This is a genomic window from Bacillus sp. GS3m_15504 (assembly GCF_055825275.1).
Genome location: NZ_JBVVNL010000001.1, coordinates 2,771,520 through 2,785,348, shown reverse-complemented (window position 1 = coordinate 2,785,348; position 13,829 = coordinate 2,771,520). Strand labels below are relative to the sequence as shown.

Below are 13,829 nucleotides of genomic sequence, written 5' to 3'. Positions count from 1 at the left end.
TTCTTTGAGGCATTTTATTTACATTCACATTGTCAATATTAAATCGCTGAATGGAAGTCATTTGATTTAGGTGGAGAAGCAGCTTTCTTCATAAGCTTTTCCCATAAGTGTACGGATTTTTTCCATTCTGCTGCGGCTTGTCCTTTTTGATACATAGCATACTCATAACTGAAAGTAAGTTGTTGCATATCCGCCGAGTTGTAAAGTGTATCAACATGGAGAGCATATTCTCGGAATGTTTGACTCTCGTCTCGTCGTATACCAATTCGCGCAAATTGTTTTAGGAGTGAATCGTAAGCTTTTGTATAAACGGCATCATCTTTTCGATATTTATAGAAATGAATGATAAAAAACGTAATCCATTTCATTCTAATGATGAATAGAATGTATCCTATAATACTAATCGGTATCGTAGAGAGGAATACGTACCACCAAGAAAATCCATTTTTAGAATTTGGAATCTTTTTAGTAGAAGCGTCTTCTGTATCTTCTATTAAACTTTTGAGCTTTGCTTCATTGTTTCGTTGTTGTATTGGTTCGTTATTAGAATTATATACTTCGTTATTTTGTAAAGTAGGAGCAGGAGTATTATTTGTGAAATTATAGGGATTCGTAAATCCTTTTGTCGGTTCGAATGGAATCCATCCATATCCAGGGAAATATACTTCGACCCAAGAGTGTGCGTTATCGTTCGCGACTTTATAAACATCCTCACCTTCAGCACCCACAAGCGTATTATCAAGTGTTCCTTCTGTATAACCTTTTACCCAACGAGCTGGAATCCCGGCAGAACGAAGTAAAACAATCATAGACGTCGAAAAATTATTACAGTAGCCGCTTTTTGTATCGAAAAGAAATTGATCTACATAATCTTGGTGTTTGGTAGGGAATGAGACATTCGTTGTTTCATATACAAAAGAATGGTCAGTAAAGTAGTTTTCAATAGCTAATACTTTATCATATCGGTTGTTTTTATCATTTGTTAGATTAACAGCTAAGTCTCTTACTCGCTGCGGTAATGATTCGGGAAGTTGCGTGTACTTTGTCATGAAATAAGGATTTGTTTCTTGACCTTCATTCGTTTTTACAGCTTTCAAGTTTTCTATGGAAAACTCCGGGACCTCATATGTTACTTTATAAGAATGTAAAGTAGTAGAAGAGTCTGCGTCCATCGTATAGATTTTTTCTGAAAATGGGTCAACGCTGTATGATATATCAGAAGAAGCCTCAACTGATACTAAACCTGCTGGATAGGTAAGGTGCGGATAACTTTTTTGCATGGTGATTGTTGCCGTAGTTGTCTTTGTTTTTGTATTTTGTTCGTACCAACTCACGACGTCGTTTTTATTTTTAAAAGTAACCTTCTTTTGATTTTCAGAAACTTCCCAACCTTTTCCTGTATAAAAATCTTTCGTTTCTACTCTCCAATATTGTTTGTTTTGCGTTGCTGCTGTAAAAACAATTGTAGGATCTGCTTTAAAAGGACCACCTAATCGTGAGTCATCTAAACCATACCCAATTTTAGAAACTTCTTGTTTTTTACTTGATTCGGATGTGTTGAATTTTAAAAAATCCATTGGGTTTGGCCATTGAGGGCCAAATTTTGGCGCAAAGTATGCGATGGTTGCTGACAATACAATAAATATTGTAAGAGGTTTAAGTAGTTTTGAGATTTCTCTAGCATAATTTTGTAAGTGCTCACTCTCTTTTATATGTTCTATGCGAAGAAGACTCAGCATAAAAAAGCCGATGACAACGGTACGAATAATAGCGTAGTTTGCATTGTATACATGTAAGTTATGAAAAGCGGTGATATAAATAATAGTCAATATAAGAAATAACAATCCACGCTTTTTATGAATCATCCAAAAAGAGATGAAAGAACTCAAAAACCAAAATGATAAAAAAAATAAAAGTGTAGGAAAAACAGGAGAAATATCTAGTAAATTCCCCTGAAATAACAGGGAGGAATTTCGAGAAATATCAGTAAAAAATTTTGTTAGCCAAGTTGGATTAATAAAAGCATTTTTATAATACAGGAAATGAATGATGAATAAAATCGTCACGATTTTTAGTGGAATTTGCCACCTTATTTGAAAAAAAGAAAGAGTGAAGCAAATTCCTATAAATATTACAAAAATATCTAATCTACCTACATTTGTAATACCTATAAGGGGTCGTATCCATTCTAGTAAAAGTAGAAATGCGCATGCATGCATGAAGAATCTGCTCATATCCCATTTGTATTTTGTTTGTAATGTTGTCATTTGCTCACCTCAAAAAACACATTGGTATATCGGTTTTCATAAACCACATTTACAAATATTTTTCGTTTTTGTAGAGTTTCTAAAATACTTAGTTCTCGATGTGAGAGTTGATTCGGTTTTTCTTTTACAATAAAAACTAGTAATTTTCTATTTTGTATAGCGGCATAGTCAGCCGCCTTTTGAATATCGGGAGAAAGATCGCTTGTCACGAGTATAATTGTTACGGGCTCATAAACTTTTCTTAATTCCATTTCTACACTCTGGGAGAGCGGGAATACACTGTCCGCTTGTACTTTTGCTAAATGACAAAAGATTTGCTGCAACTGACTATCTCCATTGTCTAAAGGGAAAAAAGTTCGTTCTTTTCCGACAGACACAAATGACGCTGGTGAATTTTGCTTCAATACAGCCCTGACAATAGAGGCAGTAAATGTGACGACTGATTCGAATAGAAGGGACTCAGTTCTGTCTATGAATATCATAATATTATGGCTACGCTGTTGTTCAAACTCTTTCGTCATAATGTTGTTTGTTCTTGCAGTTGCTTTCCAATCAATCCATGAAAAGCGGTCACCAGGTTTATAGTCTCTCACACCGACAGAAATGGTAGAGTCTTTTGTGAAATTTATATTTGCTGAGAGCGCTCCTTGTTCGAAATGGTTTTCCAATTGCTGATACGTTATATCTACATACTGAGGATAGACTAAAAATGTATCCGGAACTGAAAAAGTTACTTCTTTCTCCATCATACTGAATAGATCACCAGTTTTGACTCGTACGCTTGAAAAAGTGTGCTCTCCTCTAGGGATTGTGTCAATTGCATATTGAAACGAAATATTTCGTTTTAATCCTGGAAAGAGTATTGTTTTATTCATCTTTGTTTGTCTACAACTTGTAAGGTGTGGTGGCAGTTCATCTTCTATAACTAAATAAAGTAAGGGGAAAGGAAATTTTCTTTTTATTGTAATCGTGCTTACAAATCGTTCTCCTGCTACATAATCGTTTTGATTTGTTATTCTTTTTACTTCAGCACCCCGTAAAGCGTAGAAGGGGAGTAAAAGTGAATAAAGACCAATAGGAACCATACTGTAAAATAAAAACCAACTTACAAATCCTCCTTGAAGCATAGCATACACAAATGTTAACACTAGGCATAAAGGGATTAGTAATAACTTCGTAACGTGATATAGTGCTCGTAGCGTGCGTTTCATTAAAGGTTCATCTTCCTTTGAGTCGGCACGGTAGTTCGTGCAACGATTTTTGAAATAACTTGTTCCCCTGTTATTCCTTCAAATTTTGCTTCCATTTTTAGAATGAGTCTGTGAGCTAACACGTAAGGAGCTAAAAATTTAACATCGTCTGGAATAACATAATTTCTGCCATGGATGAATGCATAAGCTTGTGAAGCTTTCATTAAAGCAATCGAGCCACGCGGACTTGCACCTAGTTGTATAGAACTATAAGAACGAGTCTGACTAACAAGCTTTACAATGTAATGCTTAATTCCTTTGTCCATACTTACTTCCCGTACGCTTTGTTGCAAATAAAGTAATTCTTCTATTGTAGTAATAGCTTGTAAATGGGAGAGGGGATTTGTTTTTTCCATCCGGTTTAAAATTTCAAATTCTTCTTCTGGCGAAGGATATCCCATTTTTAGCTTCAATAAGAAACGATCGAGCTGGGCTTCTGGTAAAGGATATGTTCCCTCATATTCGACCGGATTTTGTGTAGCCATTACAAAGAACGGTTTTGGTAACGGTCTTGTCATACCATCTATTGTAATATTGCCTTCTTCCATACTTTCAAGTAAGGCAGATTGTGTTTTGGGAGATGTACGATTAATTTCATCAGCAAGTATAAAATTCCCCATGATTGGTCCAGGCTTGAACTCGAATTGGAGCTCTTTCGGATTGTAAATAGAAACACCTGTTACATCTGATGGCAGTAAATCAGGTGTGAATTGAATTCGCTTGTAATCAGCATCAATAGATTTAGAAAGAGCGCGTACTAACATTGTTTTCCCAACGCCAGGAACATCTTCTAATAGTACATGACCTTCAGCTAAGAGAGCTGTCAAAGCTAAAATCGTTTCTTTTCTTTTTCCGACCATTAATTTTTCAATATTGTTAATTATTTTTTCTATAATGGGATGTAATGAATCAAACTGGTGCATCGTAATCCTCCTAATGTGTTATTATCGTTTTCTAATCTATTTAGTGGAAAATAGAACGTATCTCTCTATGTGCAAGTATAAAACTATTACCTTTAATTCTGAGAATATTCAGATTATTTATTCTGATTACATCTAGTATAATTGTTTCAGTAACTAAGGGCAATATGGTAAATAATGATTTCTAGTTTTATAAATGCATTCAAATGGCTGTTTCCTACGTTTTTCTTTTGCAAAATAGTCAATACCTCAAAATACTATTCTTCTATTAATCAAGATTTACTATAAATCTTCATAACAAAACAAAAGGTCTTCTCACAAACTTATTTTCTACTGAATTTTTGACAATCTCTTGAACTGTGCGAAATGTCACATCTGTATTTTACAACCTCTCTTATAGTAAGGGTATGTAAGAGAGACGTATTAAAGGAGTGAACAGTATGAAGAAGAAACCTTCAGCACTAATGAGACGTTTAAAATATTTTTCACCAATAGATCGTTATAACGATAATCATACACAAGAAACATATGAAGATCGTGAATGGGAGAATGTGTATAGAAAGCGTTGGCAGCATGATAAAGTAATTCGTTCTACACATGGTGTGAACTGTACTGGTTCATGTAGTTGGAACATTTATGTGAAAGATGGAATTGTAACTTGGGAAGGACAGGAGCTTAACTATCCAACAACAGGTCCAGATATGCCTGACTTTGAACCACGAGGGTGTCCACGTGGAGCGAGTTTTTCTTGGTACATTTATAGTCCACTTCGTGTGAAATATCCGTATGTACGTGGTGTTCTTTGGAGTATGTGGCTAGAGGAATTACAAAATAATGAGTCACCATTAGATGCTTGGAAAAGCATTGTGGAAAACCCTGAAAAAGCACGCAAGTATAAGCAGGCACGTGGTAAAGGGGGATTCGTTCGTGCGAATTGGGATGAAGTGTTACAACTCGTTTCAGCTTCATTATTATATACAGTAATGAAATACGGTCCAGACCGAAATGTTGGCTTTTCACCAATTCCAGCTATGTCGATGTTAAGTCATGCTGCAGGCAGCCGCTTTATGCAACTTATGGGCGGGCCAATGCTTAGTTTTTATGATTGGTATGCAGATTTACCACCAGCTTCGCCGCAAATTTGGGGCGATCAAACAGATGTACCAGAAAGTAGTGATTGGTATAACTCTGGTTACATTATGACGTGGGGTTCAAATGTACCGATGACGAGAACACCAGATGCTCACTTTTTAGCAGAGGTTCGATATAAAGGAACGAAAGTCGTTTCTGTCAGTCCTGACTTTGCTGAATCTACGAAGTTTGCGGATGATTGGATTAGTGTGAAACAAGGTACAGACGGTGCACTTGCGATGGCAATGGGGCACGTGATCTTACAAGAATTTTACGTAGATAATCAAGTGGAATACTTCACAAAGTATGCGAAGCAATATACTGATTTTCCTTTCTTCGTTACATTGAAACAAAAAGGAGACCAATTCGTTGCGGATCGATTCTTAAATGCTTCTGATATTGGACGCGAAACAAAGTTAGGAGAATGGAAACCTGTACTTTGGAACGAGAACACGAATGATTTTGCAACACCTCATGGCACAATGGGGTCACGTTGGGATAACGAAAAGAAATGGAATTTACGTTTAGAAGATGAAGAAACAGGTGAAAAGATTGATCCACGTCTTTCTTTACTTGGAATGGAAGATAGTGTTCAAACGGTGCAAATTCCGTACTTCTCTGATGATGGAAACACAGTGTTAGAACGTACAATTCCAGTGAAAAAGGTTATGACAGAAGAAGGCGAAGTGTTCGTTACAACCGTATACGACTTAACGTTAGCAAATTACGGTGTGAACCGAGGGCTTGGCGGACAAGAGCCGAAAGACTTCAATGATGACGTGCCGTTTACACCTGCATGGCAAGAGAAAATGACAGGAGTAAAACGTGAGCTTATTATTCAAATCGCTCGTGAGTTCGCACAAAATGCTGTTGATACGAACGGTCGCTCAATGATTATTGTCGGAGCTGGTATTAACCATTGGTTTAACTCTGATACGATTTATCGCGCCGTTTTAAATCTTGTACTTCTCGTCGGAGCACAAGGTGTAAACGGCGGTGGCTGGGCGCATTACGTTGGGCAAGAAAAATTACGACCAGCAGAAGGATGGCAAACAATCGCAATGGCAAAAGATTGGCAAGGGCCACCAAAATTACAAAATGGTACATCTTTCTTCTATTTCGTAACAGATCAATGGCGCTATGAAGATACACCAGTGGGACATTTAGCATCACCAGTCGAAGGCAACTCTCGTTATCAACATCACGGTGATTACAACGTATTAGCGGCGCGACTTGGCTGGTTACCTTCGTATCCGACATTTGAGAAAAATGGAATTGAACTATATAAAGAAGCTGTTGCTGCTGGTGCAACAACCCAAGAAGAAATCGGAAAATATGTTGCACAAAAATTAAAAGAAAAAGAACTAAAATTTGCGATTGAAGATCCAGATAACAAAAATAACTTCCCACGCAACTTATTCGTATGGCGTGCGAACTTAATTTCAAGTTCCGGTAAAGGGCACGAATATTTCTTAAAACATTTATTAGGTACAACAAATGGATTAATGAATGACGATAGGGATTCGTTACGACCAGAAGAAATTAAGTGGCATGAGGATGCACCAGAAGGGAAGCTTGATTTACTCATTAACTTAGACTTCCGTATGGCTGGAACAGCACTTTATTCTGATATCGTCTTACCAGCTTCAACTTGGTACGAAAAACACGATTTAAGCAGTACAGATATGCATCCATTTGTGCATCCGTTTAATCCAGCAATCGGTTCACCATGGGAAGCACGTTCTGACTGGGATATTTTCACTTCACTTTCTAAAGCTGTGTCAGATTTAGCAGAGAAAATTGATCTTGACCCAATGAAAGAAGTTGTGGCAACACCACTTCTTCACGATACACCGCAAGAATTAGCACAACCACTTGGTAAGATTAAAGATTGGAGCAAAGGTGAGTGTGAACCAATACCCGGTAAAACGATGCCACAAATTCATGTTGTCGAAAGGGATTATAAAACGATTTATGACAAAATGACTGCGCTAGGACCAAATGCCGGGAAACAACCGATTGGTACGAAAGGAATTTCTTGGTCAGCAGAAAAAGAGTATGAGCAATTAAAGAGCCGGTTAGGAGTTGTTCGAACAGATTCTATTGCGAAAGGTTGTCCAGACATAAAAGAAGCAATCAATGCTGCTGAAGCGGTATTAACGCTTTCTTCTACAACAAACGGTCATATGGCTGTAAAAGCATGGGAAGCACTTGAAAAACAAACAGATTTAAAATTACGTGATTTAGCAGAAGAACGTGAAGAAGAATGCTTCACATTTGAACAAATTACAGCGCAGCCAAAAACAGTAATTACTTCTCCAGCCTTTACAGGTTCTGAAAAAGGTGGGCGCCGTTACTCACCATTTACAACAAATGTAGAACGTCTCATCCCTTGGAGAACAATCACTGGACGACAATCTTTCTATTTAGATCATGACATGATGAAAGAATTTGGTGAAACGATGGCAACATTTAAACCAATTCTACAACATAAACCGTTCCGTAAATCACGGCCTGAAGTAGAAGGAAAAGAAATTACATTAAACTATTTAACGCCGCATAATAAGTGGTCCATTCATAGTATGTACTTTGATTCATTACCGATGTTAACGCTGTTTAGAGGTGGTCCAACCGTTTGGATGAATAAAGAGGATGCAGCTGAAGCAGGCGTTGCGGATAATGATTGGATCGAGTGTTTTAACCGTAACGGTGTTGTTGTAGCACGTGCTGTTGTAACGCATCGTATACCGAGAGGAATGGCGTTTATGCATCATGCACAAGATCGTCATATAAACGTACCTGGTACGAAATTAACAAGTAACCGCGGGGGAACACATAATAGTCCAACTCGCATTCACGTGAAACCAACACATATGATTGGTGGATATGGTCAATTAAGTTATGGATTTAACTATTATGGTCCAACTGGGAACCAGCGCGATTTAAACGTTGTAATTCGCAAACTGAAGGAGGTAGATTGGCTTGAAGATTAAAGCACAAGTCGGAATGGTAATGAACCTAGATAAATGCATCGGCTGCCATACTTGTAGCGTAACGTGCAAAAACACCTGGACAAATCGTCCAGGTGCTGAATATATGTATTTCAATAACGTAGAAACAAAACCTGGTATTGGTTATCCGAAGCAGTGGGAGGATCAGGAGAAATATAAAGGCGGCTGGGAATTGAAAAATGGTGAAATTCAGCTGAAATCCGGTTCGAAAATGAAGCGCCTTATGAATATTTTCCACAATCCAGATCAACCAACAATTGATGATTACTTTGAACCGTGGAACTATGATTATGAAACGTTAACAAATAGTCCGCAGCGTAAGCATCAGCCAGTTGCTCGTCCAAAATCAGCAATTACAGGCGAATTTATCGACAAAATTGAATGGGGTCCAAACTGGGAAGATGATTTAGCTGGTGGACATATAACAGGATTACAAGATCCGAACGTAAAGAAAATGGAAGAAGAAATTAAAACCGATTTTGAAAATGTCTTTATGATGTATTTACCACGCATATGCGAACATTGTATGAATCCATCTTGCGTATCGTCTTGTCCATCTGGTGCGATGTATAAACGGGAAGAAGATGGGATTGTTCTTGTGGATCAAAACGCATGTCGTGCATGGAGATTCTGCGTATCGTCTTGCCCATATAAAAAAGTGTACTTTAATTGGCAAACGAATAAAGCGGAAAAATGTACAATGTGTTTCCCACGTATTGAAGCTGGTATGCCAACAATTTGTTCGGAAACATGTGTAGGACGTATCAGATATATTGGGGTAATGCTATATGACGCTGACAAAGTAAAAGAAGCGGCTTCTGTTGAGAATGAAAAAGATTTATATGAATCTCAGCTTACTGTTTTCCTAGATCCAAATGATCCTGAAGTAGCAGCTGAAGCGAAAAAACAAGGCATTCCTGAAGAGTGGATTAAAGCGGCACAACAGTCACCAATCTATAAAATGATTATCGATTGGAAAATTGCTCTACCTCTTCATCCGGAGTATCGTACAATGCCAATGGTTTGGTATATCCCACCGCTTAGCCCAATTATGAATATGGTGGAAGGGAAAGGTAGTAACTGGCAAGCAGAAGAGATTTTCCCTGCTATCGATAATATGCGTATTCCAATTCAATATTTAGCGAATCTACTCACTGCAGGAGATGAATCACACATTCGACTTACATTGAAAAAAATGGCTGTTATGCGAACGCATATGAGAGCACTGCAAATTAATAAAGAACCAAATGAAGCTGTATTAAAAGAACTTGGTTTAACGAAACAGGATGTAGAAGATATGTATCATCTTCTTGCCATTGCAAAATATAAAGATCGCTTCGTCATCCCGACATCTCATCGTGAACAAGTGGCAGATTTATACAGCGAGCAAGGAAGCTGTGGTTTATCATTTGCAGGTGGTCCAGGTTCTTGTATGACAATTTCTTAAATAATGGGGGCGGAAAAATATGAAACAAAGTCTACAAACTGCTTTTTCTTGTTCTTCATTCCTTCTCTCTTACCCGGAACTTGGGTGGAGAGAAGCTTTAACTGAATTACTAGAAGAGATTGAAGCAATTGAACAGGAAGACGTTAAAGCATCACTTACAACATTTATAAAACAAGCACTACATAAAACGAACGATCAACTTATTGATAGTTACGTATATACATTTGATTTTGGTAAGAAGACAAATATGTATTTAACGTATATGAACACCGGTGAACAAAGAGAAAGAGGTATTGAATTACTAGAGTTAAAACAGCACTATAAAAAATCTGGTTTTGAAGTAACAGATAAAGAACTACCTGATTACTTACCGCTATTACTCGAGTTTTTTGCAAATGCAAATGAGCAAGACAGCGAACCAATTATGAGTAAATACAAGGAGAATATACAAGCATTACACGTTCAGTTAAAAGAAGCAGATAGTATGTATGAACCAATTCTTTCGGCTGTTTTACTTGCTATCGATACATGGGGTGTACAGACAAATTAGAAAGGAGAGTTGTCAAAATGATGGATCAATTTCTATGGGTATTGTTTCCCTATATCATTTTTGCAATCTTTATCGGTGGACATATTTTCAGATACAACTATGATCAATTTGGTTGGACATCAAAATCTAGTGAACTATTAGAAAAGAAAATGCTCCGAATAGGAAGTATATTATTCCACTTTGGGATTATGTTCGTAATTGGCGGGCATGTTATGGGGATTTTAATTCCAGAAGCTGTATACCGTTCCATAGGTATTTCTGAGCATATGTATCATGTAGTAGCAATTAGTTTTGGTCTTCCGGCAGGTATTGCTTCAATCGTCGGTTTAATTATATTAACGTACCGCCGCGTAACAGTAAAACGTATTATTGCAACGAGTACAAAGGGAGATTATATTGCGCTTATTCTATTACTTATCGTAATGCTAGCAGGACTTTCTTCAACGTTTTTAAATATCGACTCAAAAGGATTTGATTATCGTACAACGATCGGTCCATGGTTCCGAAGCCTCTTCATTTTCCAACCGAAAGTTGAATATATGATGGAAGTACCTGTATGGTTTAAAATTCATATTCTTGCAGGGCTAGGGCTTTTCGCAGTATGGCCATTCACAAGACTGGTACATGTATTTAGTGCCCCAATTAAATATATAAGCCGTAGTTATGTTATTTACAGAAGGCGTATTCCGAATGAATTGAAAAAATAATACTGCTGTAAACGAATAGGAGTTAGCAGTTAAAACGAAACGAGGTCTCATATGGCAGGCCTCGTTTTATTCATATAGGGGAGATTGTCCATGACCATCAACCTAAGAGTAATAAGAGGATAGGGGTGACTGGTTCTTTTTGAGATTTCTATGACTACAAAAAATATATGTATTACCAATAAACCTATAAAATATCTATTTTTAAAATATTCAACAATTTTGTAACAATATATCTTGTTAATTCATTTTTTATAATTTATAATTTTAACTGTGTATGGTGTGTATGGTGTGTATGGTGTGTATGGTGTGTATCATATAACATAACAATAATTGATTGAGAGGTTGTTTAATGAAAATAATTTTAAGTAATGTGTCAAATCAACCTTTATATCAGCAAATAAAGGAACAGATTAAAGAATCGATATTTAACGATGAGTTAAAAGAAGGCGAACAGCTACCATCAATTCGCTTATTGGCCAACGACTTACATGTAAGTGTATTAACTACAAAAAGGGTCTATGCGGAACTAGAAGCAGAAGGTTTTATTATTACTAGGGTTGGTAAAGGAACCTATGTAGCTCCCACAAACTTAGAGTTATTAATGGAATCAAAGCGCCACATGGTAGAAGTCAAACTTGCAGAAGTCTGTCAAATTGCTCGAAGTATAGGAATTCATGCGGATGATCTCCATTCAATGATGGACTTAATTTTAGAAGAGGAGGAGAGTGGCAAATGAATGCTGTACTAGAAGTGAATAAACTAAACAAATCTTATGGTAATTTTTCATTAAAAGATGTTACTTTTTCACTTGAAAAAGACTGTATAACAGGGTTTATTGGTACGAATGGTTCTGGGAAAACTACTACGATTAAAGCAATCCTTGGACTTATTTTAAAAGATTCCGGAAATATTAGGTTTTCCGGAAAAGATATGGATAAAAATGAAAGGAAATCTAAAAACAAAATTGGCATTGTGTTAGATGAGGGGTATTTCTATGATGAATTAACATTGAAAGAAATGAAAAATGTGATTGCCCCTTCTTATACTGACTGGGATGAAGCAGTCTTCTTATCTTATATTAAACAATTTAATTTAAATCTAAGACAAAAAATTTCTACTCTATCTAAAGGGATGCGGATGAAATTTGCGGTTGCTTTGGCTTTATCACACCATGCAGACTTACTGATAATGGATGAACCAACAAGTGGTTTGGATCCATTAGTACGGAATGAATTGATGAATATTCTTCTGGATTTTATGAAGGAACCAGGTAAAAGTGTCTTTTTTTCTACTCATATTACCTCTGATTTAGATAAAATTGCCGATATAATTATTTTAATTAATGATGGGGAAATTGTAGTTAATGAGGAAAAAGATATATTAGTAGAGACTCATGCATTAGTAAAAGGTGACAATCGGTTAATTAATGAGCAAACTAAATCTCTTTTTTTAAATTTGCACCAATCTCAATATGGGTTTGAGGGGATTACTCATAAAAAAGATGATGTGCATCGCCTAATGCCTGATGTATTAATGGAAAGACCAACTATAGAAGATATTATGCTTTCATACATTGGAGGTAATAATCATGTTAATTAACCTTGTATTGAAAGACTTTATGTTAGTTAAAAAATATTCCTTAATTCTACTCATTTTTGCAGCTGTCGCTCCTATTTATGTTTCTTCACAAATACAGTTAAATGATGGCGGTCTTGTAGGGTTTCTTATAACAGTGCTTTTAACAGAGCATATTTTGTTTAGTACAATATCAAAATTCGAGGATCAGTATAAAGGAGCTGCTTTACTTTGTGCAACTCCGTACACACGAAATACATTTGTAAAAGCAAAGTATCTCTTTCTCTTTATAATCTTCATTTGTATCTCTATCATTCGTATCATTATATCAATTATTATGCCATCGGGTATAGAAAAACTCAGCGTAAATGCTCTTGGAATAACATTTTTAATTCTAAGTATTCTATTTGGTATATTACTTCCTATTCAATTTAAATTTGGTTATGACAAAACAAAATTCATATCATTTTTCACTGTTTTTTTAATACCTTTTGTCGCTCCTACTCTTATAAGAGGAGTTCAATCGATTCACATTGATTTTACAATTACATTTCCATTCCCGCAAATTACTCAAGACTGGATGCTTTGTTTTATTTCACTAGTCATTAGTCTTGTCTCAATGATTATATCTCTAAAGATATATGCAAAAAAAGATTTATAAGTAATTTTTAAATATAATAGGGATCATTGTTAAAGGAAATATGTAATACATACGAATTCAGTACTTTTTAAAATTTAATACCCTTTTGCAATGTCCCTTTTTCTTGATTAAGTAAATTTTATACATATTGAAATAAACTAAACCTTTACACCAGTAGTCTTTTTAATTATTTTACTAAGCAGAGGACAAAATCCCATCGCTATCAGGTTAAAAAATTCATTGCTTCTCAAAATAATAAATCGGATTCCTATATTATAGCTATGAAAAGGTAAAAAATCGCTTTTAGAGTATTTCAACATCTTATCTTGAT

Annotated in this window: 10 protein-coding genes; 7 read left to right on the top strand and 3 right to left on the bottom strand. The window is 36.0% G+C overall.

Annotation, left to right across the window (positions count from 1 at the left end; genetic code table 11):
* Nucleotides 1–38: 38 nt before the first annotated feature.
* The 3 genes from AC0L0O_RS14605 to AC0L0O_RS14595 are packed head-to-tail and all read right to left on the bottom strand — an operon-like array spanning nucleotide 39 to nucleotide 4,440.
* Nucleotides 39–2,267, bottom strand: a complete 2,229-nt coding sequence (locus AC0L0O_RS14605) for a DUF4129 domain-containing transglutaminase family protein (RefSeq protein WP_428888689.1) — start codon at nucleotides 2,265–2,267, stop codon at nucleotides 39–41.
* Nucleotides 2,264–3,478: a DUF58 domain-containing protein gene (locus AC0L0O_RS14600; RefSeq protein ID WP_428888690.1), complete on the bottom strand. Its 1,215-nt coding sequence runs from the start codon at nucleotides 3,476–3,478 to the stop codon at nucleotides 2,264–2,266. Before AC0L0O_RS14600 ends, AC0L0O_RS14605 begins: the two co-directional genes overlap by 4 nt.
* Nucleotides 3,478–4,440 (bottom strand): AAA family ATPase, encoded by a 963-nt coding sequence (locus AC0L0O_RS14595; RefSeq protein WP_042511398.1) that lies wholly within the window; start codon nucleotides 4,438–4,440, stop codon nucleotides 3,478–3,480. The genes AC0L0O_RS14600 and AC0L0O_RS14595 overlap by 1 nt, the downstream gene beginning before the upstream one ends.
* Nucleotides 4,441–4,877: 437 nt before the next feature.
* On the opposite strand from AC0L0O_RS14595, the gene AC0L0O_RS14590 reads away from it, so the two are divergent.
* The 7 genes from AC0L0O_RS14590 to AC0L0O_RS14560 all read left to right on the top strand — a co-directional run bounded on the left by AC0L0O_RS14590 (nucleotide 4,878) and on the right by AC0L0O_RS14560 (nucleotide 13,519).
* Nucleotides 4,878–8,561, top strand: coding sequence for a nitrate reductase subunit alpha (locus AC0L0O_RS14590; RefSeq protein ID WP_042511397.1), 3,684 nt, complete (start codon nucleotides 4,878–4,880; stop codon nucleotides 8,559–8,561).
* Nucleotides 8,551–10,026 carry a nitrate reductase subunit beta gene (narH, locus tag AC0L0O_RS14585; protein ID WP_042511396.1) on the top strand — a complete coding sequence of 492 codons (1,476 nt, stop codon included), beginning with the start codon at nucleotides 8,551–8,553 and terminating at the stop codon, nucleotides 10,024–10,026. The genes AC0L0O_RS14590 and narH overlap by 11 nt, the downstream gene beginning before the upstream one ends.
* Before the next feature lie 19 nt (nucleotides 10,027–10,045).
* On the top strand, nucleotides 10,046–10,576 hold the full coding sequence (narJ, locus tag AC0L0O_RS14580; RefSeq protein WP_000814219.1) for a nitrate reductase molybdenum cofactor assembly chaperone: 531 nt from the start codon (nucleotides 10,046–10,048) through the stop codon (nucleotides 10,574–10,576).
* A 17-nt stretch (nucleotides 10,577–10,593) separates the two neighbouring features.
* Nucleotides 10,594–11,283, top strand: a complete 690-nt coding sequence (gene narI / locus AC0L0O_RS14575; protein ID WP_000969198.1) for a respiratory nitrate reductase subunit gamma — start codon at nucleotides 10,594–10,596, stop codon at nucleotides 11,281–11,283.
* A 349-nt stretch (nucleotides 11,284–11,632) separates the two neighbouring features.
* The gene (locus tag AC0L0O_RS14570) at nucleotides 11,633–12,019 is read left to right on the top strand and encodes a GntR family transcriptional regulator (RefSeq protein ID WP_000691668.1); all 387 of its coding nucleotides are present in this window, start codon (nucleotides 11,633–11,635) and stop codon (nucleotides 12,017–12,019) included.
* Nucleotides 12,016–12,882, top strand: coding sequence for an ABC transporter ATP-binding protein (locus tag AC0L0O_RS14565; protein ID WP_000994769.1), 867 nt, complete (start codon nucleotides 12,016–12,018; stop codon nucleotides 12,880–12,882). Before AC0L0O_RS14570 ends, AC0L0O_RS14565 begins: the two co-directional genes overlap by 4 nt.
* Nucleotides 12,872–13,519 (top strand): ABC-2 transporter permease, encoded by a 648-nt coding sequence (locus AC0L0O_RS14560; RefSeq protein WP_000906767.1) that lies wholly within the window; start codon nucleotides 12,872–12,874, stop codon nucleotides 13,517–13,519. Before AC0L0O_RS14565 ends, AC0L0O_RS14560 begins: the two co-directional genes overlap by 11 nt.
* Nucleotides 13,520–13,829: the final 310 nt, after the last annotated feature.

Excerpts from the sequence above, each read along its gene's own strand:
- AC0L0O_RS14605 (WP_428888689.1), bottom strand. The coding sequence starts at position 2,267 with ATGACAACATTACAAACAAAATACAAATGGGATATGAGCAGATTCTTC.
- AC0L0O_RS14600 (WP_428888690.1), bottom strand. The coding sequence starts at position 3,478 with ATGAAACGCACGCTACGAGCACTATATCACGTTACGAAGTTATTACTA.
- AC0L0O_RS14595 (WP_042511398.1), bottom strand. The coding sequence starts at position 4,440 with ATGCACCAGTTTGATTCATTACATCCCATTATAGAAAAAATAATTAAC.
- AC0L0O_RS14590 (WP_042511397.1), top strand. The coding sequence starts at position 4,878 with ATGAAGAAGAAACCTTCAGCACTAATGAGACGTTTAAAATATTTTTCA.
- narJ (WP_000814219.1), top strand. The coding sequence starts at position 10,046 with ATGAAACAAAGTCTACAAACTGCTTTTTCTTGTTCTTCATTCCTTCTC.
- narI (WP_000969198.1), top strand. The coding sequence starts at position 10,594 with ATGATGGATCAATTTCTATGGGTATTGTTTCCCTATATCATTTTTGCA.
- AC0L0O_RS14570 (WP_000691668.1), top strand. The coding sequence starts at position 11,633 with ATGAAAATAATTTTAAGTAATGTGTCAAATCAACCTTTATATCAGCAA.
- AC0L0O_RS14565 (WP_000994769.1), top strand. The coding sequence starts at position 12,016 with ATGAATGCTGTACTAGAAGTGAATAAACTAAACAAATCTTATGGTAAT.
- AC0L0O_RS14560 (WP_000906767.1), top strand. The coding sequence starts at position 12,872 with ATGTTAATTAACCTTGTATTGAAAGACTTTATGTTAGTTAAAAAATAT.